The organism is Undibacterium umbellatum (assembly GCF_014284125.1).
Classification (GTDB): domain Bacteria; phylum Pseudomonadota; class Gammaproteobacteria; order Burkholderiales; family Burkholderiaceae_D; genus Undibacterium; species Undibacterium umbellatum.
The window spans coordinates 1-25,878 of record NZ_JACOFX010000033.1 but is presented as its reverse complement, the minus strand read 5'-3'; the positions used below and the strand labels follow the sequence as shown (position 1 = coordinate 25,878).

General features: G+C 50.8%; 12 protein-coding genes. 11 read left to right on the top strand and 1 reads right to left on the bottom strand.

Translation table 11 applies throughout. From position 1 onward, the window contains the following. The first annotated feature begins 627 nt into the window (after nt 1-627). Both H8L47_RS28060 and H8L47_RS28055 read left to right on the top strand, forming a co-directional pair. On the top strand, nt 628-3,447 hold the full coding sequence (locus H8L47_RS28060; RefSeq protein ID WP_186957134.1) for a beta strand repeat-containing protein: 2,820 nt from the start codon (nt 628-630) through the stop codon (nt 3,445-3,447). 75 nt (nt 3,448-3,522) lie between these two features. Beyond that, nucleotides 3,523-4,662 (top strand): OmpA family protein, encoded by a 1,140-nt coding sequence (locus H8L47_RS28055; protein ID WP_186957133.1) that lies wholly within the window; start codon nt 3,523-3,525, stop codon nt 4,660-4,662. Nucleotides 4,663-4,763: 101 nt separating this feature from the next. Here the strand turns inward: H8L47_RS28055 and glnE are convergent, their stop codons facing one another. Beyond that, entirely contained in the window at nt 4,764-7,502 is a 2,739-nt protein-coding gene (glnE, locus tag H8L47_RS28050) for a bifunctional [glutamate--ammonia ligase]-adenylyl-L-tyrosine phosphorylase/[glutamate--ammonia-ligase] adenylyltransferase (protein ID WP_186957132.1), read from the bottom strand. Nucleotides 7,503-7,858: 356 nt separating this feature from the next. Between glnE and H8L47_RS28045 the strand changes: the two genes are divergently transcribed. The 9 genes from H8L47_RS28045 to H8L47_RS28005 form a co-directional block, all read left to right on the top strand. Further along, a complete protein-coding gene (locus tag H8L47_RS28045; protein WP_186957131.1) occupies nt 7,859-12,037 on the top strand; it encodes a YhdP family protein in 4,179 nt (1,392 codons plus the stop codon). 44 nt (nt 12,038-12,081) lie between these two features. After that, on the top strand, nt 12,082-12,876 hold the full coding sequence (locus H8L47_RS28040) for a carbon-nitrogen hydrolase family protein (RefSeq protein ID WP_186957130.1): 795 nt from the start codon (nt 12,082-12,084) through the stop codon (nt 12,874-12,876). Nucleotides 12,877-13,023: 147 nt separating this feature from the next. Beyond that, entirely contained in the window at nt 13,024-14,484 is a 1,461-nt protein-coding gene (gene tldD, locus H8L47_RS28035; protein WP_186957129.1) for a metalloprotease TldD, read from the top strand. A gap of 52 nt (nt 14,485-14,536) precedes the next feature. Next, nucleotides 14,537-15,304: a cellulose biosynthesis protein BcsQ gene (gene bcsQ / locus H8L47_RS28030; RefSeq protein ID WP_186957128.1), complete on the top strand. Its 768-nt coding sequence runs from the start codon at nt 14,537-14,539 to the stop codon at nt 15,302-15,304. 354 nt (nt 15,305-15,658) lie between these two features. Continuing rightward, the gene (bcsD, locus tag H8L47_RS28025; protein WP_186957127.1) at nt 15,659-16,150 is read left to right on the top strand and encodes a cellulose biosynthesis protein BcsD; all 492 of its coding nucleotides are present in this window, start codon (nt 15,659-15,661) and stop codon (nt 16,148-16,150) included. A gap of 42 nt (nt 16,151-16,192) precedes the next feature. Continuing rightward, on the top strand, nt 16,193-17,002 hold the full coding sequence (gene bcsP, locus H8L47_RS28020; protein WP_186957126.1) for a cellulose biosynthesis protein BcsP: 810 nt from the start codon (nt 16,193-16,195) through the stop codon (nt 17,000-17,002). Next, nucleotides 16,999-17,766, top strand: a complete 768-nt coding sequence (bcsQ, locus tag H8L47_RS28015) for a cellulose biosynthesis protein BcsQ (RefSeq protein ID WP_186957125.1) — start codon at nt 16,999-17,001, stop codon at nt 17,764-17,766. Before bcsP ends, bcsQ (H8L47_RS28015) begins: the two co-directional genes overlap by 4 nt. Beyond that, nucleotides 17,767-22,311 (top strand): UDP-forming cellulose synthase catalytic subunit, encoded by a 4,545-nt coding sequence (bcsA, locus tag H8L47_RS30380; protein WP_186957124.1) that lies wholly within the window; start codon nt 17,767-17,769, stop codon nt 22,309-22,311. 171 nt (nt 22,312-22,482) lie between these two features. Beyond that, nucleotides 22,483-25,878 (top strand): tetratricopeptide repeat protein (locus H8L47_RS28005; protein WP_186957123.1); only part of this gene is annotated, 3,396 nt, incomplete at its 3' end.

Sequence of the window (25,878 nt, the reverse complement as noted above, 5' to 3'; positions counted from 1 at the left end):
TCATGCACCAGATCAGGTGGTGTTTGATCAACTGTTGGCACAATCAGTGACTGATACGGTGACGCTGATCGGGCAGTTTATTAATTCACCTGAGTATCTGGCGAGGTTTATGGCTTGATCATTAAGCCGATGGAGAAAAACCGCTTGCAGTAAAACTGCAGGCGGTTTTTTTTTGCGAATGAGATTCGGTTTTGTTTTTTTCATCGCATTTACCCATGTAGTTTCTCCCTGTATTGCGTGTCCCAACAAGCGGTGCCAATAGTCATGTCCTCAGTCAGGTATCCGGTTATTTCCTCCAATGGCAGTTGTTCTCTTTCTCCTCTGCATTTCCGCAAATCTCATGAATCTGTTGTTTAAATAATTTCGATTGGCTTTTAGTGCGCTATCGCACAGATGAATACCTCTGAAAAAAGAGATAAGGAATAGTTGATACGTTTTTCAAATAGAAACCCTTGGTCAACTTGTCAAAGCATTCATGAATACAGACTGCCTCCAATAAGTGATACCGGCTCAGATGAGTTATTTCGCTTCAGGTTGCGATCGGGAACAAGGCAAAGAAGCAAAAGTATTGCATTGCGGCCAAACCGAAATTACTCGGCACCGGACTCACTTGAAAAAAAGGCAAAAATGAATATCCTACAGCGTTACTTGCGGCCGCTTGCATGCGTGTCTGCAATGCTCATCACCTCATTCATTAGCGGTTGCGGTGGTGGTGATCAAGGCCGAGACCCGATTTTGGGCTTAAGCTCTACCACACTGACCACACTGACGGTCAGTCCTGCCACGGCGACGGTAGCGAGTGGAGGCATGCAGCAATTTGTAGCGACGGCAACATTTGCCGACGGCGCCTCCCGTGATGTGACGACGACTTCAGCTTGGTCGTCTGCCAGCCCGACAGTGGCTACTGTGGATAGCACTTCTGGCGTTGCAAAAGGTGTGGTAAGCGGCACGGCAGTCATTTCTGCCAGTTTTGGTGGCAAATCAAGCTCTGCTACGCTGACAGTGTCGCCCGCAGCGCTGCTGTCAATTGCGCTACTTCCTGCCAATACCTCCCTGGCGATAGGTGGCAAGCAACAGTTTTCAGCAATGGGAACCTATTCTGATGGCACCACCAGCGACATCACTGCCATTTCCAGTTTTACTTCAGCTACACCTGCTGCGGCTACTATCAGTAGTACAGGGCTGGCGACTGGTGTGGCTGCAGGTTCATCGGTGATCAGTGCAATGTCTGGCACGAAGACGGGGACAACTCTGGTGACCATAACGCCTGCAAGTTTGCTGTCCATTGCCTTGACACCGGCGAATCCGCCCATGCAAATAGGCACGACGCAACAATTGACGGTAACTGCAAAATACACTGATGGCAGTAGCGTCAACGTCACCAGCACCAGCAGTTTTACTTCTGCGGCACCCACTATTGCGACGGTTTCGTCAGCTGTGGCCACCAATGGTATGGTGACTGCCCTCGCTACCGGGACTTCCGTGGTAACCGCGACGTTTAATGGCATGAGTACGACGACGAATGTGAATGTCAGTTCAGCTATTCTCTTCACGATTACCGTGACGCCAGTCAACGTCAATCTTGCAGTTGGAAGCATCCAGCAATTGATTGCCAGTGGCAATTATTCTGATGGCACTACAGCAAATATCAGCAATGGTGTGACATGGACCAGCAGTACTCCATTGGTTGCGACAATCTTGCAGAATGGCCTTGCCACTGGTGTAGGAACTGGCACTGCGCTGGTGACTGCAACATTGGGCGGCAAGACAGGATCAGCTTCACTCAATGTCATTCCCGCTGTTACCTTGAGTTCAATTGCCATCACGCCCTTGACGGCAAATGTAGCGATGGGTTCAACCCAGGCATTTTCAGCTATCGGTACTTATTCTGATGGCAGTAATGTCAATCTCACGAGTTCTGCAAGCTGGAGTTCTGCTAACACTGCAGTGGCAACCATCATGTCAACCGGAATTGCGACGGGCGTGTCCCCGGGTACATCAGTCATCACGGTCACTTCGGGCACGAAATCGGCATCAGCAACACTGACAGTCTTGTCGACAGCTGCATTGACCTCAATTGCCGTCACACCTGCAACTGCCAGCATTGCTGTTGGCACCACCCAAGGTCTGGTTGCAACCGGGACTTATTCAGACGGCAGTAGTGCCAATATCACGAATTCTGTGACCTGGAGTTCTGGTGTAAATGCGATTGCCACGGTCAATGCCAGTGGTTTGGTGAGTGCAGTCTCGGCAGGCAGCACACCTGTCGTTGCCATATCTGGTAGCAAGTCCGGCTCTGCCATGCTGAATGTCTTACCGGCTGCCACTTTAAATACCATCACGGTAACGCCTGCCGCACCCACCATTGCCATTAACGGTGCACAAAGCTTTGTCGCTACCGGGAATTTCTCTGATGGCAGCAGTGTCAATATCAGTAATTCCGTGACTTGGGCAACTGCCAATGCTGCTGTCGCCACTGTGTCAGTCAATGGCGTCGCCAGTGGCCTGTCTGGCGGTACGGCTGCCATTACTGCCAGTTTTTCTGGCAAACTGGGTAGCGCCAGCCTGGTTGTTGCGCCCGCATTGACACTGACAAGTATCAGCCTCGCACCTGGTAGTGCGACTGCACCAGCAGGATCATTACAGCAGCTCACGGCAACCGGCACGTATTCAAATGCATCGACCAGCAATATCAGTAATACCGTAAGCTGGGTCTCAAGTGCCAACAGTGTCGCCACTGTTTCATCTAGCGGACAAGTGATGGCTATCGCTGCAGGTGTCACCAACATTTCTGCGACGCAGGGCGCACAGACTGTCACCACCAGCTTTACCGTCACCGCGGCCCCAGTTGCCAGTATCAATTTGGGCAGTGCAGCTAGTTTTGCCGTTCTTGCTGGCACATCCATCACCAATAATTCTGGTGGGACGACGCTGGTATCCGGTGATGTGGGATCAACATCGCAGACTGTTGATCCGGTGCAAACTGCCGGATTCAGCAACTACAAATCAGGAGCGATCCTCAACACCGCATTGGCCGACTTACAAGTTGCAATTGCCGATGCCAACAGTCGTACCTGTACCGTCAATGTACCAGGCGGAATTGATCTTGGTGGCTTGACGTTCACGCCTGGCGTGTATTGCTACGCAGGTGCAATCACGATCACCGGGACTTTCACCCTTAATGGTCCAGGTCTGTATCTGTTCCGTAGCAGTTCAACTTTGAACACCTTGGCGAATTCTATTGTTGCCTTAAATGGTGGCGCAACAGCGGCGAGCGTGTTCTGGGTACCTGCTGCCGCGACGACGCTGGGTGCCAATAGTGTATTCAAGGGAAACATCCTGGGGCAATCAGCAGCCATCACGATGGGTGATGCAGCGAATTTGCAGAATGGCCGTGTCTTGACAGGTAGTGCCGTAACTCTCAAAAACAATGTGATCGCACGTTGAATAATGCATGAATATCTGACAGGAGTCATGGTGACCCCTGTCAGCAGTCTCAGATAAACCCACCGGGAGAAACACATGGCGCTGCCAAAAAAATTAGCCACACTTAACTTGTTCGTTTGCGCACTTCTTGTCAGCCAAATGGCGCAAGCAGATGAACCCTGGACCAACCCTGAATGGGCTGACTCGGCCTGGTATGTAGGAGCAGGTGCGGGCCGGGCAAATACCAGTATTGACAAAGACAGACTGATACGCAGCCTGATGGATAATGGCGCTAGTTCAGTGACGTATGGATCCACAGAGCGCGATACAGCCTTCAAGCTTTTTATGGGCAAGCAAATGAATAAATATTTTGCTTTGGAAGCGGGATACTTTGATTTGGGCAAGTTTGGGTTCAATGCCAGCACGACACCACCAGGTACCATCAATGGTGAAGTCGGCTTTCGCGGTTTTAATCTGGACTTGGTCGGGCAGTTGCCACTTTCTGAACGATTTTCTTTGTTAGGTCGAATTGGTGCCAATTACACCAGGGCAGATGCACATTTCAGCGGTAACCGCCTGTTTGGGATCACAGATCCAAATCCTAGCGAGAAAAAACTGAATCCTAAAATTGGGATAGGTCTGGAATACAAATTCACGCAAGCACTCGCCATGCGCGGTGAAGCAGAAAGATACCGTGTCAACGATGCCGTGCGCAATCGTGGCGATGTCGATTTTTATTCTTTTAGTTTAGTCTATAAACTGGGCAAGCCCGCTTATGCCAGACCGGTAGCTTATACCGCGCCACCTACGCCAAGAGTGGAACAGGCACCGCCAGTGATGGTACAGAGTGCGCCACCGCCACCACCAAGGCCGCAGCCAGTTTCTGAAAAAGTCACTTTTAGTGCAGAAGCACTGTTTGACTTTGATAAATCTGTCGTCAAACCAGAGGGCAGGCTGGCACTCGATGATTTGCTGAACAAGTTGCAGGGCATGAATACGGAAGTGATGATTACGGTTGGTCACACTGATTCTATTGGTAGCGATGACTACAATCAAAAATTGTCCATCCGTCGCGCAGAAGCCGTCAAAGCTTACCTGGTCAGCAAAGGAATAGATTCCTCGCGTGTCTACACAGAAGGTAAAGGAGAAACCCAGCCTGTCGCCGACAACAAGACCAGTGAAGGGCGAGCAAAAAATCGACGCGTCACGGTAGAGGTGGTTGGCTCACGTCGTTAATAGAAAAGCGGCTATCTGTGAGGGTGTGCTTACACTCTCTTTTTTACCTGTTCATCTGTAATAAATGTCGTTCAGAGATAAAGCTGAACGACATCTTCCTGTTATTGCAAAGCGCCAAGCAGGCTATTCCATAAAGTTGTAGTTGCATGCGCTTCCTTCTTCACTCTGTCCGGTGCCACTCTGGCTCTATCTTCACCTTGCAGGCGTATGCCATGTTGCAATTTTCGGAATAAGCGGTAGGCATCAGATACCTGATTCGCTAACAGCAAATCTATCAGGCCTAGTTCACCACAGCGTTTCAATAGGGCGATATTGCCCTTGTTGGCAGTCAGTTCTGAGTACTGGCTGGCGTATCTCAAGACCAGATACTGCACGATGAATTCTATGTCTATCATGCCACCGGCATCATGCTTGAGATCAAACAAGTCACTGCGATTGATATTGGCGTCGCGCATTTTTTTGCGCATGCTGATGACTTCTGCATGCAACTTGTCAATGTCTCTTTGCTGGCGCAAAACCTGTTCGCGTATTTGCTCAAACTGCTCGCCGATGTGGGCATCGCCCGCACAAAAGCGGGCGCGGGTCAGGGCCTGATGTTCCCACAGCCAGGCAGATTTTTCCTGGTAACGGGCAAAGGACGAGACCGACGACACAAGTAAGCCACTGGCACCATCGGGGCGCAGAGCGATATCGATATCAAACAGGATGCCTGCTGGCGTATGGCTGGTCATCCAGGTAATAAAGCGCTGTGCCAGCTTGGCATAATTGGCTGGAGCGTCCTGGTCTTCATCTTCATACAGGAAAATCACATCAAGATCAGAGGCATAGCCCAGCTCCTTTCCACCTTGCTTGCCATAGGCGATTACCGCAAAACTGGGTTCGGCCTTATGCCTGCTGGCGACGGTTTGCCAGGCTGACTGCAATACAGCGGCCACGATGATGTCAGCCAATTGCGACAGTTCATCGGCCAGATGCTCGACGCTAAGCTGGCCTTCCAGATCCTGTGCCAGCAAGCGAAATTGCATGGCATGGTGCATTTCACGCAGGGTTTCCATCTGCCTTTCTGTGTCGCCTGCATGTTGTGCCAGATGTTCTTGCAAATCCAGGCGGAATGCAGGCCAGTCAGGGCGTTGATGGAGTGAAGATTCATCCAGCAATTCATCCAGCAACAAAGGATGACGTGTCAGGAACTTGGCGGCCCAGTCAGATGCCGCCATCATGCGTATCACTCTGGCAAGTGCGTGCGGGTATTCAGTAAGCAATGCAAGATAGGCGGCACGACGGGCAATTGCTTCCATGAAATCCAGCAGGCGGTTCCATGCCAGCAATTGGTTGCCGCTTTGTCTGGCAATGATGTTGAGGGCGTGATTGACCAGGGCGACCAGTTTCATACGGCTGGCTTCGGACAGGGATTGCACCCTGGGTGATTGCCAGGTCGCCACTAGCCGTTGACTGAATGCAGTGGCATCCTGTGCCGAAAATTCCAAACTTGCCAGATGCGCGGAAATCAGTTCATCACTGTCAGGGCTGGAAAGGCTGACTGCCAGCATGCCTTGCTCATTCTCGCTATTGTTTTCTGCCTTGTCACGGAAGATGGCATCAAATTGTTCTGCGATGAATTCTCGATGCGGGCGTAACTGCTCCAAGAGTTCTGTCACACAGGCACAGCCCATCATTTGTGCAATTCTTTGCTGGTCTTCCTCTCTGGCTGGGAATGTATGAGTCTGAGCATCATCAAGATACTGGAGGCGATGTTCCAGATTACGCAAAAAGGTGTAAGAAACCAGCAGTTTTTCTATAACAGGGGCTTCCATGATCCCTTTTTCTGCCAGGGTATGCAAAGTCAGGCGGGTAGAGCGGTCGCGCAAGCTGGCATCGCGGCCACCACGTATTAACTGGAAGACCTGCGCCAGAAATTCCACTTCTCGGATACCGCCGCGCCCCAGTTTGACATTATTGCTGCGCTCTGGATGCTTGCTTTCCTGGCGTACGACTTCTGCCCGGATCTGGCCATGCATGGAACGTAGAGAGTCAATCGCACCATAATCGAGATATCTGCGGTACACAAAGGGACGGATGATTTTTTCTAGGGCTGCGATATCGTCGGTGTCGCCGGTCATCGCCCTGGCCTTGACCCAGGCATAACGCTCCCATTCGCGCCCCTGTATCAGGAAATACTCCTCTATCATATTGAAGCTGGCCACCAGTGGGCCAGACGCACCATTGGGGCGCAATGCCATGTCGACGCGAAAGCTATAGCCATCCTCGGTCACTTCAGAAATGGCCGCGATGAGTTTTTTGCCAAGGCGGCTAAAGTATTCATGATTGGAGAGGCTGCGCTGAGTTGAGTCCGTGATCTGTGTTTCACCATCTTCTGCATAGCAAAAAATTAAGTCTATATCAGAGGAGACATTCAATTCATAGCCGCCCAGCTTGCCCATGCCCAGCACGATCATGGTTTGTTCTTTGCCGCTCTCTTCACCTGTTGGTATGCCGTGCATAGTGTGCATTTCAGCATTCAGTGCCTGCAAATGTTGTTGCACGACAAAGTCGGCAAACAGGCTGATAGTCGTCACAACTTCATTGAGATCGGCTTGCCCGCATAAGTCACGCTTAATCAGCGTGCATACCACCAGTTTGCGCAAGCGGCGCATGGCCTTGTTAAGAGTGGCACCCTGGTATATTTCTTTTTGTAAAAACTGCGCAAAAAGGTCTGGGCTCAAGGATAATTCAGAAACTTGTTGCAACTGCTCATTTCTGCTGGCATCTGCCTGTATGCAATGGGTAAAAAAACGGGAAGCTTGAAGAATATTGGTATTGGTTACGGTGCTTGCAGTCATAATAGGCGCTGGGTCGTCAGAGTTGTCTTTGATTTTAAGCGATAAGGACAGCGACAGGCTATGCAGGCCAGGTCACTCGTGCATACAAGCAGAAATAAACTTATACTCCTTGGGAGTATCAAAAGTAATGCCTGCAAGAAGTGTAGCTTCTTGGCAATATTGATGAAAATAACAGAAGTAATAATAGAAATAATACTAGAGACAATTTATCGAGCAGGCAGTATGTTTACAATTTCGTGGTCTTGTTGTTTTGTTGTACAGATTGTGAGGATTTACGCAAGAGTAATGAATATTGCTTATTTGGAAACTCATGGTTTTTGCGCAAGTCTTACTTACAAAGAAATTACATCTTGGCAATGACACAAGCAGATCAAGACAACATTGCTAATACCTCAGTCAAAGACGACAAACCTGGCCACTTCTGGCGGCTGTGTCGTTTTACCTGGCGTACCTGCAACAAGAGCCTGCGTTTTACGTTCAAGCTGATACTGGCGTTGTATTTCCTTTTTTGCATTCTGGTGCTAGTGCTTCGCTATGTGGTATTGCCCAATGTTGATAGGTACAAACCTGATATTGAACAGGCAATTTCCGTTTCCTTGGGACGGCAACTCCAGATTGCTAATTTGCATGCATCATGGCAGGGTCTGAATCCGCAATTGCTGCTGGAAAATGTTGTCCTGTATGATAAGCAGGGCAGGCAGGCACTTGTTTTGCCTGAAGTCTCTGCCACCATGTCCTGGTGGACTCTGGCGGTAGCTGACTTGCGCTTTGAGCGTATCGTCGTCAACCAGGCTACGCTGGACATACAGCGGGAAGTGGATGGCAAATTGTATGTAGGCGGTTTTCATATCGACCCTGCGGCAGAAGGTAATGGCCAGGGGCTGGATTGGGTGCTAGCTCAGCATGAAGTCTTGATACGCAAGGCTTCAGTGCGTTGGACAGATAAAGTGCGCAATGCCGCCGAGCTTAATTTGCCTGATGTGAATTTCCTGCTGCAAAACCAGTGGCGGCATCATCGCTTTGCACTTAAGGCGACACCAGATGCCAGCCTTTCTGCACCACTTGATATTCGTGGTGACTTTCAGCATCCGGTGTTTGCAAAAAAAGTGTCGGACTTTTCTTTATGGACTGGTGACCTCTATGCCGACCTTCACCGCACTGACCTGGCGGCGCTGAAGCTCTACCTGGATTACCCTGCAGATGTTAAAAAAGCCTACGGTTCAGTTCGCGCCTGGCTACATCTGGACAAGGGCAGGTTGGCCGACTTGACCGCCGATTTGAGTCTGGCTGATGTCAAGGGTAAGTTTCGTGCTGATTTGCCTGAGTTGGATGTGGCGCTGGTCAGTGGCCGTCTGGTGGCCAGTGAACCCTCGACAGCCAAACACAAGTTCCTGGCGGCTTTGATGGGGGAGGCTGGGCATAGTATATCGCTTATCAATTTCTCCATGCGAACACGCGATGGGCAGCAGTTGCCTGCAACCACCATCAGGGAGACATTTACTCCGGGTGATAAAGGCCAGGCTCAAAAGGTAGAACTGTACGCCAAGACTCTGGATTTACAGACGCTGGCAAATTTTGCCGAACATTTGCCTCTACCTGCCGATCAACGTCAGATGCTGCTTGATTTTGCACCCAAAGGACAACTCAAGGACTTTACTGCCAAATGGCAAGGTATTTATCCAGATGTTTCGGCTTATAGTCTGAAGGGGCAGTTCATCGATTTGTCCATGACGGCACAGCCGGTGCAATTAGCCAGGGCCAAGACGGCAACTTCGCCGGCGAAAGCTGCCGTGCCAGCCATACCCGGATTCGAAAACCTGTCTGGTACCATACAAGCGAATGACAAGGGGGGGAGTTTTGTGCTGGATTCAAAGGACCTGTCCCTGCGCCTGCCTAGTTACTTTGTTGATCCTCTGATGCCTTTCGAACGCTTGAATATGCATGCGCAATGGCAGTTCGTTGAACAGGATAAATTGATCTTCCAGATTCACAAGATGGATGCGCAGCAAGAAAACATGCGCGCTGTTTTGTCTGGTAAGCACATCATGTCCATGCGTCAAGGCGCTGACGCCCAGCCTGGTGAAGTCGATTTGACAGGTAGCATTTCAGGTTTTGATTTGAAACAACTGGACCGCTATATACCCGCCGTGGCAGAAGAACATTTACGCCATTGGCTGCTCAATTCCATACTTGATGGCATAGCCGATGATGTCAGCGTGCGCATAAGGGGTGATCTTGCCCATTTCCCGTTCAATTCTACGGATGGAAAAAAAGCGCGCAAGGGCGAGTTTTTAGTCAAGGGCACCCTGACTGATGCAAAGTTAGACTTTACCGCAGGTGAATTGAATGAAGAGGGTAAGCCGTTGTGGCCCGTCATTGATAACATCAAGGGTGGCTTTGTCTTTGATAAAGCCAGAATGGAAATTACAGGCGAGACCGCCAGGACCCTGGGTGTCGATCTGAAGAAAGTAAAAGCCATTATTCCGGATTTGTCCGTGCATGGCGCAACATTGAATATCGATGGTGCTGTCAGTGGCAGTCTTCAAAATATGCTGGCCTATGTCAGTGCCAGTCCGGTCAGTGGCTGGCTTGGACATTTTTTGAGAGAAGCAAAAACTTCCGCACCCGCCAGCTTGCAACTGAAACTGCAATTGCCTTTGATGCATATAATTGAATCAAAAGTCCTCGGTGTTTTGCAATTTGCGAATAATGACGTGGTGTTGCAGCCTGGCATTCCTCAAGTGACGGGTTTGAATGGTAAGCTGGAGTTCAACGAGGCCGGGGTCAATCTGGGATCGCTGAAAGGCGTGGTGCTTGGTGGTCCGGTGCAAATTACCGGAGGCTCGCAAAAGGACAATAGCGTCAAGGTCAGGCTGGACGGTGCGGTCACTGCCGAAGGAATCCGTAAGATCATGCCAGCTTCCATGGCAGACAGCCTGTCTGATCGCATTAGCGGCAGCAGTAAATACAGTGCCAGCATACATGTAAAAAAACGTCAGCCAGAAATCGTGATCGACTCCAGCCTGGCAGGCATGGCCTTGAATTTCCCCGCACCCTTGAAAAAGAGCGCCACCGAACTCATGCCTCTGCATTTTGAATTAATGCCGCAAGCAGGCCCTGATGCGCAAACTTTGCGTGATGAAATTCGGCTCAGTCTGGGAAACTCCATCAATGCAAGGTATTCCCGGCAAAAACAGGGGGCTTCGCCCTGGCAGATAGTACGTGGTGGCATAGGTGTGAATGCCCCCGTACCCGAACCAGACAGTGGTTTGAATGCCAATATTGAGTTCAAGTCGCTGAATATAGACGAGTGGCGGCGTTTGATGTCGCCGGTTGCCAAAGCTGTGCAATCAGGGGCTGCTACCGAACGGGATAGTGCAGAAGTGGATCTTTCACCCTATATCGAGCCGACTACCATGGCTGCCAGAACGCCTGAGTTGCATATCATGGGCAAAAAGCTGGAAAACGTTGTGGTCGGCGTTTCACGGCAAAACAAAATCTGGCAAGCGAATATACACTCGAATCAGGCTGCTGGTTATCTGACCTGGAGCGAGGGCAGCAATGGTCAAGGTGTGGGTAATGTCACAGCACGCCTGAGCAATCTCATCATCCCGCCGTCTGCTGCTGCCGATGTAAGTGATTTGCTGGAGGGAAAAAACACCACGGCACAGATACCTGGGCTGGATATCGTGGCTGAAAATTTTGAATTGTTAAACAAGAAGCTGGGACATCTGGAACTGCAGGCTGTTAACCATATCAGCAGTCAGGCGGGAGTACGTGAATGGCAGATCAATAAATTGCTATTGAAAAATCCCGATGCAGATTTTAACGCCAGTGGCAAATGGACTAGCCAGGGCGGTGAGGGGCGCACTCATCTGAGCTATGTGCTGGATGTTGTGAACTCTGGGAAATTGCTGGAGCGAGTGGGATTTGCCGATGTGTTGAGTGGCGGCAAAGGTAAACTCGAAGGTGAAGTGAACTGGAACGGCTTGCCCTTTGCTATGGACATACCCAGTATGAATGGGGAAATCAAGATGGTGCTTTCCAGTGGGCAATTTTTAAAAGTAGACCCTGGCGCTGCGAAATTGCTGGGCGTGCTGAGCCTGCAATCTCTGCCGCGTCGTTTGACGCTGGATTTCCGTGACGTGTTTTCCGATGGCTTTGCTTTTGACTCGATAGCTGGTATCGCCCAGATACAGCAGGGTGTAGCAAAAACAGATAACCTGAAGATGCTGGGGGTGAATGCCACTGTGCTTTTGCAAGGAAATGCGGATATCGTCCATGAATCACAAGACTTGAACGTCACAGTGATCCCGGTGGTGAATGTGGGGACAGCATCAGTCGTCTATGGCCTGGCAGTCAACCCCGTCATTGGCCTTGGCACCTTTCTTGCGCAACTATTTTTGCGTGAACCTTTGAGCAAGGCGTTTACTTTTGAATACAAGGTCAGCGGCTCCTGGAAGGAGCCGACAGTGACTAAAGTTGATCATCGCGACAGTTCGTCGGCAAAGATCAAGGCGGCCAGCAAACCCTGAGTCTTGAGTGATGCCAGACAGAGTCATTAAAAAAAGAGGTAGATATGAAGATTGCAGCATTACAAATGATATCCTCACCGGTGCCGTCAGAAAACATGGCAACTGCCAGGCGTTTGATGCAGGAAGCGGCTGCCTCCGGTGCGAAACTGTTACTGTTGCCTGAATATTGGCCACTGATGGGCTTGCAGGAAACCGATAAAGTCGGTATCGCCGAAGCAGCAGGCCGAGGGGTGCTGCAAGCTTTTATGGCAGAGATGGCTAGTAGCCTGGGTGTCTGGCTCATAGGCGGTACCATCCCTTTGCAGGCAGCAGATGCAGACAAGGTCTTGAATACGACCTTGGTCTACAATCCCCAAGGTCAGCAAGTGGCCCGCTATGACAAGATGCACTTATTCGGATTCAGCAAGGGCGAAGAGTCTTATGAAGAGGCGCGCACTATCGTCGCAGGCAACCAGGTCAGTAGCTTCGACGCTGGTTTTGGTAAGGTAGCACTGTCGATTTGCTATGACTTGCGCTTTCCTGAACTGTTCCGCGCACTTGGGACTTGCTCATTGATAGTCGTGCCGGCAGCATTTACCTATACGACAGGCCAGGCGCATTGGGAAATACTCTTGCGCGCCCGTGCCATAGAAAACCAGTGTTATGTACTTGCTTGCGGTCAGGGTGGCAAACATGTTAATGGCCGCCGCACCTGGGGGCATAGCATGCTGATTGATCCCTGGGGTAAAGTCTTGAATGTACTGGAAGAAGGTGAGGGTATTGTCAGTGGCGACATTGATGAAAGCCTGATCATCAGCATACGGGAAAGTTTGCCGGCGTTGCGCCATCGCAAATTATAAGAAATGTCCAGAAATAAGCTGACAGCATCGTGTGCATGCGAACCCAGTGAATCCCGCAGATGCTCTACAATGTAAGTGTGTGCGCCAGTGCCTGGTTACCCTAATGACCAAAGTGCGCTTATTTGAATCGCAGTGTAAATAAATTATATGACTCCATTTGATCCCGCTATTAGCCACCTCGCCATTGCACGAGATATTTTGCTGACCCCTTTTGGTCTGGATGAGGCTAAACTCAGCAAGGTGCTGGGCACAATGTTTACCCACAAGGTTGACTATGCCGACCTGTATTTCCAGTTTACCCGCAATGAGGGCTGGAGCCTGGAAGAGGGCATAGTCAAGACCGGTAGCTTTTCCATCGACCAGGGCGTCGGTGTGCGTGCCGTATCTGGCGACAAGACGGCATTCTCTTATTCGGATGAAATCTCGGAGCAAGCTCTGTTTGATGCTGCCAAGGCTACCCGCACCATAGGCCGTCAGGGGGCAGGAAAAATCCAGGTTGCATCCAGCTTGCAAGGGCTGGATAACCGATCCCTGTATTTGCGCGATGATCCCCTGCATTCCATGGATGCCAATCAAAAGGTGCAGTTGCTGGAAAGACTGGAGAAAATTGCAAGGGCCAAAGACCCGCGCATAGTTCAGGTCATGGCCAGCATGGCGGGTGAATATGATGTGGTGCTGGTGGCGCGCAGTGATGGTGTCATGGCAGCCGACATCCGTCCTTTGGTCAGGGTCTCACTGACAGTCATCGCAGAACAAAATGGTCGCCGCGAAATGGGTAATAGTGGCGGTGGTGGTCGTTATGATTATTCCTATTTCACCGATGCACTGCTTGAACAATACGCAGATGAAGCAGTGAAATCCGCTTTGGTGAATCTGGAAGCACGTCCTGCCCCGGCAGGCCCGATGACAGTGGTACTTGGCCCCGGCTGGCCAGGTGTGCTGTTGCATGAGGCGATAGGCCATGGGCTGGAAGGTGATTTCAACCGCAAGGGATCGAGTACCTTCTCTGGTCGCATAGGCCAGCGCGTTGCTGCCAAAGGGGTAACGGTTGTTGATGATGGCACCATGCTGAACCGTCGCGGTTCCCTGAACATGGATGATGAAGGCAATTCAACCCAGTGCACCACGCTGATAGAAGATGGCATTCTGAAGGGCTATATGCAGGACACCATGAATGCCCGTTTGATGAAAATGCCGGTGACCGGCAATGCCAGACGTGAGTCCTTCGCCCATCTGCCGATGCCGCGTATGACCAATACCTATATGCTGGCTGGCGACAAAGATCCCGAAGAAATTCTCGCATCTGTAAAAAATGGTCTCTACGCTGTCAACTTTGGCGGTGGTCAGGTCGATATAACGAATGGCAAGTTCGTTTTTTCAGCCAGTGAAGCTTACATGATAGAAAACGGCAAGATCAGTTATCCAGTGAAGGGTGCCACCCTGATTGGCAACGGACCGGAAGTGCTGAATCATGTCAGCATGATAGGTAATGATTTGCGTCTGGATTCAGGTATTGGTGTCTGTGGCAAGGAAGGGCAAAGCCTGCCAGTTGGCGTGGGTCAGCCTAGTCTGCGCATTGAAGGTTTGACAGTCGGGGGAACTGCCTGATGGTTTGTGTCAAGGCGCGTATTAACAAGCAGGACAAACAGGAGTTGCACCCATGTTAGTGATCGCCATCGTCTCCGCGAAAGGCGGGGTCGGCAAGACGACGATTACCGCCAATCTTGGTGTCGGTATGGCGCAGCGTGGGTTTCCCGTCACCATTGTTGACCTTGATCCGCAAAATGCCATGCAATGGCATCTTGGTGGGTTGGAACAAGATGAGAGCAATGGTGTCAGCCTTTTGACAGCGGCGCGCGCCAAACTTATGGATGCGTGTTATACCAGTCCCTTTGGTGTCAATTTTGTGCCCTTTGGCAATGGCGGTGAAAAGCAGCGCATTCGCTTCGAAGATCTGCTGGATCGGCAGGAACCCTGGTTGCGGAAAAAATTGCAGGCAGCCAAACTACCGGCCAACGCCATCGTTTTGCTGGACACACCGCCTGGCCCATCGGTGTATTTGAAGCAGGCAATTCATGCGGCAGATTTTTTGCTGGTGGTTGTGCTGGCAGATGCGGCTTCTTATTCAACCCTGCCGGAGATGGAAGAATTGATTTCCACCTATGGTCACAGGACTCAGGCTGATGTTGGTTCAGCATACATCGTCAACCAAGGTTCGCAAAGACAACTTGCGCAGGATGTGCTCACACTGATTGCCGACAGGCTCGGTGAGCGCATGGTCCCCTTCATTGTCCAGGAAAGTCCGCAAGTCGAAGAGGCGCTCGCCTATGAGCGTCCGGTACTCGAATACAAGCCGGATAATCCTGCGTCTCTAAGCATACAAAAAATCATAGACTGGTTGTTGACTGGTTTGAAGGGCGGGCGCTGAGTTTTATCCAGCATAATGCGAGGCCGTGGCCTGCCTTGGACCGACAGAATTGATTTATCTGAATATGCGTTGATCTTCATCAGTGCAACTTTTTTCGATGAAATATCGAAGGAGTATCGAAGGAATAAGCAGCAAACTAAGCGGTTTTAGCGACGCAATTGTAAAAATGGTATTCAACATAATTAAATATCTATAAATCCTTGGTCCTATTATTAATTGTTGACATTTCACCATGCACATTGGCTGGACTAGCGTTAATCGCGAGTGGTAAAGTCGCAACGAATCAACACTCTCTATGATTTGCGTGTCACGATAGTAGCCATAGAGAAAAGTCAACGCAAAGGCCAAATCAGCATGTCGACAAATACCATTCGTTATTACGAAGAGCAGCAGTGCTCAAACCAGTGGAGATCTTTCCTGGGAGCATTTTCTGCGGAATTCGCTTCCAAGGGCGAGCTTAGCGATCTGCGCGCATTCATGCATCAACTGGGGCGCACCATGGCAAAGGGTTTTCATGTTGCTGACGGCAGTAGCCTGCAGGCACTGGAGGCCTGCATGAATCAGGTCTGGTCAGAGATGAACTGGGGTTGGGTCGAGCTGGTAGAAGAAACCGATGCCCTGGTGGTCGCCCATCACGCATCTCCTTTGAAAGTGGCATTCGGCGAACATTCGCTGGACTGGTCGCCAGCCCTCCTGGAAGGGGTCTATGCGCAATGGTTTGATGGATTGGGCATGGACAAGTCTCTGCGCCTAGTACAGCGCGCTGGGATATTTGAAGAGGGACAGTTATTTGTATTTGATTTGAAGAAGCAGTCAGAAGAACCGTCTTATTTCACACGTCGTTAATGTAATCATGACGCTGCAAGTAACCGGGAACTGGTGGATATTATGGATGATGATGTAAAAAATCTTTTTCAAAAGTTTGGGCAGTCGACTGAAGCTTATCGCGAAATCAATCGTGATGCAGATAGCGAGCAGGCCAAGCTGCGCTGGCCTTTATTGCGCGATGTCCATCTGCATGCCGGACACGCGCCAGCACGGGCCCATCACCGGGATGAGGAATTGGCAGAGCCAGCACGGCATAATGAAACTCCATTTCGTCCGGCGGCAGGCAAGCCAGCAGCGAGCCGGGCTACTGCAGTAAAAACAGTCCCATTGCAAGCTGCGGCGGAGGTTCACGCTCATGGTAAGCCAGCAGCGCAATTATCCTTAAAGCAAATGCTGATGCAGCAGGCGGCTGTCGAGGAGCTAGACACCGAAGTAGAAGTGGCGCCACCATTTTTGTCCAGGATATTGCCAGCCGCACCCAGGCAAAATGTGGCAAGTCGTAAAGAAGCTGGCAGCAGTGGTTTGTTTTTTAACAGAACGCAAGCTGAGCGTGAAGCAGAAGTGCCAGTGCCTGCCACACCTGTGTCTGCTACGATGGCAAGTACACGCAAACCTGTGAGCATGGCTCCAGCACAAACGCCAGCTACTGCGGCGACATTCATCCACAACATACCTGCCGCGCATGTCGTACCAGCAAAGCAAGTGCAGTCCAGTGTAGAGGAAGTTGTCACTCAAAAAGTGGCTGGCAAGTCTGTCGCAAAGGACCAGCCTGTCAGTGCTGTCTTTGGTCGTCTGGCTGGTAAGCAAGATGAAGCCAGACCAGAGGAAACTGGCAGTAATTCATTTTTCAAAAAATTATTTAAACCATGAAGGTAGTCGCTGTCATTTCTCCCAAGGGTGGAGTCGGTAAAACGACAGTGACTGCCAATCTGGCGGCATCTCTGGCTCGTTTGGGCCCACGTATCAGTATCCTTGATCTCGATCCACAAAATGCACTGAGATTGCATTTTGGTATGGCGCATGATGATGCGAGTGGCATTGCTCAGCAAGACACGATGGATGGCAGTTGGAAAGATGTTTTATTTGAAAGCGCCTATGGCGTCGATTTTTTGCCCTATGGCAGTGTAGACGAAGCGCAGCGCGCAGTGTTTGAACAAGAAATCAAGAACAATCCCAAATGGCTGGCACAGCATCTCGCTAGCTTGGGTTTGCCTGATACTAGCGTAGTGCTGATTGATACACCGCCTGGCCCCAGTATTTATTTGCAGCAGGTATTGGACGTGGCGAATTATGCACTGGTTGTGCTAAAGCCGGATGCCGCCTCGTATTCAACCATACCATCCATAGAGTCGCTCATTGATTATTATTGTGCTGACCGTAAAGGGTTCCTGGGATATTGCTATTTGTTGAATCAAATGGACGCTGCAAAGCAACTGAGTCGTGATGTATTCGGCATGTTGCGCAGCAGTCTGGGTAAGCGCTTCATACCTGTGACGATACACAAGGACGAAGCGGTTAGTGAAGCGCTGGCTTGCCAGACACCGGTATCGTATTACTCTCAGCATTGCTCAGCCACTCATGACATGCAAGAGCTGACAGCCTGGCTGCAAACAAATTTCAGATTGGTTGACTAAATGCGTTCGATACTCAACTCCCGATATCTCTATGGTCGTTTAAACGACCTGGGGCGCGCCATGGTCAACTGGCCAGGCTGGGAGCGCAAGACGCCACGCTTTCTGGCCTTGATGGTGGCAATCTTTTTGTACTGGACAAGTATCAGCATCCCGCTGGATTTGCCTCTGCAAACCCTGTTTTCAATTATCATTTTCGGCACGGCTCTGTATCTGCGTCGCTACACTGGCACCCTGATATCGCTGGTGATGGTGATGTTTTCCATCAGTGCCACGAGCCGCTATATTTATTGGCGCATTACTTACACCATAGGCACTGACAATCTGGTCGACTTGTTCTTCGCGCTGGTGCTCATCATGGCGGAAGTGTATGCCTGGTTGGTGCTGCTACTGGGGTATCTGCAGACAGCCTGGCCCTTGAAGCGCAAGCCGGTGATGCTGCCAGCCGATACTTCGACCTGGCCAACCATTGATTTATTCATCCCCAGCTATAACGAAGACCTGAGTGTGGTGAAACCTACCGTGCTGGCAGCAATGGGCATAGACTGGCCCAAGGATAAACTCAATATCATCATCCTGGATGATGGACGTCGTCCGGCCTTTGCTGAGTTTGCGGAGTCGGTGGGTGTGCAGTGCTTTACCCGTGCCGATAATAATCATGCAAAAGCCGGCAATATCAATGCAGCCTTGAAGCGCACTACGGGTGATTTCGTCGCCATCTTCGATTGCGATCACATGCCGACGCGCTCATTTTTACAATACACCATGGGCTGGTTTCTGGTCGATCCCAAGCTGGCCATGGTACAGACCCCCCATCATTTCTTGTCACCCGATCCGTTTGAGCGCAATTTGCAAACTTTCCGCAATGTGCCTAACGAAGGCGAGTTGTTCTACGGCCTGATCCAGGACGGCAATGATTTGTGGAATGCGACTTTCTTTTGTGGTTCCTGCGCTATTTTGCGCCGTACTTACCTGGAAGAAGTCGGTGGCATCGCCGTTGAAACAGTGACGGAAGATGCGCATACTGCCTTGAAAATGCAGCGCCGCGGTTATAACACTGCTTACCTGGCATTGCCTCAGGCGGCCGGTTTGGCCACTGAGAGTCTGTCCGCCCACGTTGGTCAGCGTATCCGCTGGGCGCGCGGCATGGCGCAAATTTTCCGCACCGATAATCCCTTGCTGGGCAAGGGTCTGACTTTCGGCCAGAGATTATGTTACAGCAATGCCATGCTCCATTTCTTTTATGGCTTGCCACGCATGGTGTTCTTGCTAGCCCCCTTGTCGTATCTGTTCTTTGAAGTCCACATCATCAAGGCGACGGCCTTGTCGATTGCAGCATATTCCTTACCCCATCTGCTACACGCCAACCTGACCAACTCTCGCATACAGGGCGCGCACCGGCATTCATTCTGGGCTGAAGTGTATGAAGCAACACTGGCCTGGTATATCTTCCGCCCTACGCTGGTGGCGCTGATCAATCCCAAACTGGGTAAATTCAACGTAACTGCCAAAGGTGGTCTGGTAGAGCATGAACATTTCGACTGGACCATTTCTAAACCCTATCTGATCATGCTGGGCATGAATGTGCTTGGTTTTTTTGTTGGGATAGGGCGGGCCTTGTGGTGGAATACTTACGAGCTTGATACCGTGATTCTTAACATGGTGTGGACTATCTATAACCTGGTCATTCTGGGAGCCACACTGGCGGTAGCAACAGAATCCAAGCAGGTCAGACGTACTCATAGGGTCCGGGCAGTGTTGAATGCCACCCTGCGTCTGAATAACGGTCACTCCATCGTTTGCCGTACCGAGGATTTCTCCATGGGGGGTATGTCTTTCCGGGTGCCAGAAGGTTTTCAGATGCACAAGGATGAAGATCTGATGATTTCATTGTATGGCACCAATGGAGAATCGGTTTTTCCGGCCAAGACGGTGTTCTTTAAAGACAATCTGCTTAGTGTGCAATTCCTGCCACTTGATTTGCAGCAAGAAATGGACTTGATTAATTGCACCATAGGCCGCGCCGACGTGTGGCTGAGTTGGTCAAATGACCGGGATATTGACCATCCCTGGAATGGTTTGAAAGAAATCGCTTACCACAGCATGCGCGGATTCGGCAGGTTTGGTACCAGCATCAAGCAATACGTAGTGGAAAGAACAGGGCATATGAATAAAACAAATGAGGCGTCCATCGTGAAAACAATCGTGACAAGTGTACGGGCCAAATTATCGCGCAAAGGCAGTAGCACAGCTTTGGCCATCCTTTGTGGCTTGACCGCCGTCGGGCATCATGATGATGTACTGGCGAGAGCCAAGCGTGCCAGTGCTGCAGCAACGGCGGAACCGGTAGTCGCTGAAAAATTGGCGATAGAAGATTTGCAGCCAACTACGATAGTGGGGGGGCAAAAGACTTATAACATCAGCCTGAAAGATATGGTCGGCGTTGGCTCCAGCGTGGAATTGCGTGGTACGGAAGGCGAACGTTCCTTCCCCTTTACCGTACGTAGTGATGAGGTGATTACGGCAGCCAAGGTCAAGTATGGCATCGCCTATTCTCCGGCCTTGTTGCCCGACCTTTCGCACATACAAGTATTGGTCAACAATGAACTGGTCAGTGTCGTGCCCTTACCCAGGGAAACCTCCAAAGGTATAGTGCGTGAAGATGTCATCGACCCACGTTTTTTTGCTGATTTCAATCAACTCAGTTTCAAGTTGATTGGTCACTACACACGCGATTGTGAAGACCCTTATCACTCCAGTTTGTGGGCCAAAGTCAGCCACACAACCAATCTGGAATTGACGGTATCCCCGCTGACACTGGCAAACGATCTGGGCATGTTGCCAGCGCCGTTCTTCGACAGGCGCGACAATAAACTACTGGAATTGCCTTTCATATTGCCAGCCACACCGTCGCTGGAAGTCTTGCGCAATGCGGGTATCGTGGCTTCCTGGTTTGGTCATTTATCGTCCTATCGTGGTGCACGTTTTCCTATCGAAGCCAATGCCCTGCCACGTGGTAACGCCGTTCTGTTTGCCACTGCCAATGAAGCACCGGCTGGCATAACGCTACCAGCGATAGCCGGGCCTACCCTGGCGATCATGGCTAACCCGGCCAATCCCAAAGCAAAATTATTGCTGGTGTTGGGACGCGATGTGGCTGAACTGAAGATTGCAGTGCAAGCACTGACCATGGGCCAGTTGGCCATGTCTGGCGAATCTGCCTTGATCAAAAATTTGAAAGAAATTGACCCACGTAAACCTTACGATGCACCGAAATGGCTGCCTACTGACAGACCAGTCAAATTTGGTGAACTAGCGGCACCACCGGCATTGAAAGTGAATGGCCTGACGCCAGACATCATCAAGGTCAACTTGCGGGTCGCACCAGATTTGTTTACCTGGCAAAAAGAAGGCGTGCCTATCGATCTGCGTTATCGTTTCACGCCACGTCCTACCGTTGACAAGTCAACCCTGAATATCGGTATCAATGATGAATTCGTACGCTCACTGCCTTTGTCTGGCGGTCAGGTAGATAAAGGCAAGATCAAAGAATCGGTCATGCTGTTCTTCAAGGATGGCCAGCGTTATGCACAGGATGAAATCCAGGTGCCGACTTTCCGTATCGGTGCTGAAAACCAGTTGCAGTTCCATTTCTTTTACGACTACCCAAAACAGGGCGCATGTAAAGACGTTTATCTGGACAATGTACGCTCTGCCATAGACCCAGATTCGACGATCGATTTTTCCAATATGCCGCACTATGCAGCGATGCCTAACCTGGCATACATGGCTAATGCCGGTTTCCCGTTCACCCGTATGGCCGATCTGGCACAAACAGCCATCGTCATGCCAGACAGGCCAAATACCCAGGAAATGGAATTGTTCCTCAACGTCATGGGCCGCATGGGTGAGTCTACTGGTTACCCTGTACTGAACAGCACTCTGATTCGCAGTGCAGACGTTGAAAAACATAGCGACAAGGATTTCCTGTTGATAGGCACGAGCGGTAATTTGCCTTTGCTAAAGCAATGGTCGAAATACATGCCCATGAGCATGGATGAAAATGGTAACCGCCTGCAATTGCCAACTGGCTTCCTGCGTCTGGTAACGCGCTGGGCCGGTCGTGATCTTGACAGCATGGAACGCCATGCTGGCGAAATGCTGGCCAAGACTGGTAATGCCTTTGGTGCCATGATGCAGTTTGAGTCCCCCCTATCGAGTGGACATAGCGTCATTGTCATGACTTCGGGTGATTCCGCCAGCCTGGCCGACCTGACCATGGGCTTGAACAAGGCTGATTTACGCAGCAAGTTCCAGGGCGATTTGGTCTTGATTAAAGGCGAGCGTATCGCCAATGCACAAATTGGTGATACTTATTATTCTGGTAGTTTGCCTGCGTGGACCTGGATCAAATGGCATTTGTCTACCCAGCCTTTTGTCATGATTATTTTCCTGATGCTGGCATCGTTGATTGCTGCGACCATGTTGTTCCGCTTCTTGCGTAAAAAAGCGGCATCTCGTCTGGCACTGGAAGATAAAAAGAAATAATACATTTTATTAAGCGCAGGTCAGGGGGCAGTGTTCTATCTGAAGATGAAATCAGAAAGATAGCGCTGCCCGTTTTGCTCTGTTAAAGTAAAAACTGGATAACAGTGCTGATTTTCTGAGGTGCGATCAAGAACTGGGCTCACAGAAAAAAGCGATCATCAGGGGATGTAAATGGTCTTGAAGAAAAAAGCGGTGGTATTGGCGCTTTTGACGGTTTTTTTTGAGAGTGGAACTGCGTTCGCGCAATCAGCATTGACGCAGCAATTAAAAGAGCAGGCACAGTTCTGGCAACAACGTGGCCGCGACGACAATGCGGCAGATGCCTGGCGCAAGTTGTTGAAGGTCGATCCCAATAATATCGATGCCCTGATGGCCTTGTCCGTACTGGAAGCCAAGGCTGGCAATCCAGAGCAGGCCAAAACCTATTTCGCCCGTCTGCGTGGCACACAGGCAACTAGCGCCCAGGTGCGCAATGTCGAACAGGCTTTGCGTAAAGGCAGTGATGGCGGCATTGGCCAACTGGAGAATGCCCGCAAACTCGCCAAGCAAGGCGATACTGAAGCTGCCGCCGATGCCTATAAACAGATAGGCGACCCCTCCAAACTCAAGGGTGATGCCGCTTTTGAATATTTCCAGGTGCTGGCTGGCACCAAGAATGGTTATACCGAAGCCCGCACGGGACTGGAAAAACTCAGCAAGGAAAATCCCGGCAATAATAAATATGCTTTGGCTTATGCTCAGGCGCTCACCTATCGTGAACCCAGCAGGGTAGAAGGCATGATCTTGCTGGAAAACCTGGGTAGCAAGCCTGATGTCGGCAAGCAGGCGATCGAATCCTGGCGTCAGTCCCTCAGCTGGATGGGGCTGAAACCGGAGAACGCCAAATATTTTAGCCGCTACCTCGACAAGCATCCTGATGATCAACTCATCAGGGACAGGCTGGCTGGTTTGTCCAGACCTGCACAAGTCGTCGTGCCATCTGCGGCACCTGTAGCTGTTGTTGCATCTCCAGCCACGCCTAAAGTGAAGGCGATAGAGAAAGTAGAGAAAGCTGAAAAAGTAGAAAAACCTGAAAAAGTAGAAAAATCCGAACGAGTAGAGAAGCCTGAAAAAGCTGCGCCCAAACCCAAGCCAGTAGCAGAAAATCCTATAGAAAAAGGCCGCATAGCTGGCTTTAAAGCACTGGACGATAATGAGATCGAGGCTGCAGAAACAGAGTTTCAGGCACTGATCAAAAACCATCCGAGAAATCCCATAGGTTATGGCGGCATGGGTCTGGTCAAGATGCGCCAGGAAGAATTTATCGAAGCTCGTGGCTTCCTGCACAAAGCGGTCGAGTTTTCGCCAGCACAAGCCAAGGATCAATGGCAGCAAGCTTCTAACGATGCCAGCTATTGGGCTACTGTCACTGAAGCGAGAAATGCCTTTGAAGACGGTGACAGTGTCAAAGGCATAGGCTTCTTGCGCAAGGCCATCGCCCTGAATGAAAAGGAACCTGCCGGTATTCTGCAATTGGCGGATGCATTGCAAGCCGAAAATGACTTGAAGGGTGCAGAAGAAAATTATCGCCGTGTTCTGGATGCAGATAAAACCAATATCCGCGCACTTGATGGCGTAATCGGTGTGCTGGTGTTGCAAAAGCGCATCACGGATCTGGAAGCGCTGGGAAGCATCATGTTGCCGCGTCATCTGGCCATTGTCGCTAATTTGAAATCAGATGATTTATGGAGCAAAGCCAAGACTGCTGAGGCTGCCGGTGATATCAATACTGCACAGAAAATGCTGGAAGACGCGATCATGATCAAGCCGGACAATGCCTGGCTGCGCATGGCACTCGCCAGGATATATCTGAAGCGCGATATGTCCGGCCAGGCCAGAGCTTTGATCGAAGCCATGACCAATGTTGAAGCCCCCGACCCAGAAGCTTTGTACGTCAGCGCCTTGCTCAGTGAAATGCAGCAATTTTGGTGGGAGGCATTGAATACGCTGGAAAGAGTCCCAGCAGCTTCACGCAAAAAAGAAATGGTGGATCTGCAAAAACGCCTGTGGATCAGGGTTCAGATAGACAGAATCACGCTTATGGCCAAGCGTGGCAACACCAGTATGGCCAAGGAGGTCCTTGCGAATGTAGAGCAAGTTGCAGGTAATGACCTGGAATTCACGGGCACCATGGCCAATCTGTATATACAGTTGGGGAATACTGAACGTGGTTACGGCATGTTGCGCCAGGCCGTGCAAAATACGCCCAAGCCAGCGGCGGGTTTGCTATTGCAATACGCCGGTACCCTGATGCAAGCGAATCAGGAAGGCGAGCTGGAAGCGGTCATGCGCAGAGTCGCTGCCATGCCCAATTTGCAAGAGGCTGAAATTGCCGCTTTCACGCAATTGCAAAGAGTGTTGGCCATGCGCTATGCTGAGCGCGCCCGTGAAGCGGGAGACTATGCGAATGCTTATGCCTATATCCAGCCCATGCTGATTGCAGACCCAGACGACCATATGTTGTTGTTGACACTGGCGCGCATTTATACTGCATCTGGCGATAGTGCATCTGCCAGGGAGTTGTATGTCAAAGTATTACAGAGCGACCCTGAAAATCCCGAAGTCTTGCAAGGTCTGGTATATGCAGCAATGGAGGCCAGGGATTTGACGAATGCCGAAAAATATCTGAGCGTCCTGCTGATCCAGGAACCAGATAATCCGCGTTATCTGTCGCTGGCAGGCAATGTCGCCAGAGCGCAGGGCAACAATAGTCGCGCCCTCAGTTATTTCAAAAAAGCCCTAGCCATGGAACAAGCGCAGAGAACCGTGGTTGGTTCCGGCCCAAATGGTTTGCGCCTGGTTGATACAGCACCGGCCAGCACAGTCAGTGACTTCAAGGTCAATCCCTTTGCTGACCGCAAGCCTGTCGGTGCTGCTCAGCCAGTGCAGCCGCAATTGAAAATGGTAGCGCCAAACGCAACTCAGGGGCCGGCATTGAAAGAGACCCAGAGTGGTAGCTCGAGTATTAACTATACTGGCGGTATTTTTGCCCCGGTTGGCAAACCATTGTCGCCACAATCTGCAACAGCGGCAGTTCCACTCAATAATGTAGCGCCTGCGGTTGTCGCGCCCAAGGCCATTCCCAGCTTGCCAAGTTTTCCTGTCGTTCCAAAAACGCAGGTAGCACCTGCTAGCGCACCTGCTAGTACACCGGCGAGCTCAACACCTCCACCTGCCAAGACGCCAGCGAGTTCGACAGGGATTTTGCAGCCACCATTACCTAAAGCGGTGGGCGCTCCGCCCGATCCCAATCGTGATCGGCAAGATACCTATAGCAATGGCGCAAGCATGCAAGGCTCCTATCCGGGAGGGCAGACCATGTTGTCGCAATATAGTCAGGCGACACCTTATATCCCACCCAAGGCAGGGTATACCGCTGCCTTACCTGTACCGCAGCAATATGCAGCAACAAGCAGAGCCAAGCCAGTAAAAGCCACGAATGTCAGTCCAGAAGAAGCGGCGTTGCTGAAAGAAATCGACGCCATCAACGACCTCAAGAGAACGGAAGTTTCAGTTGAAGTCGCAGGC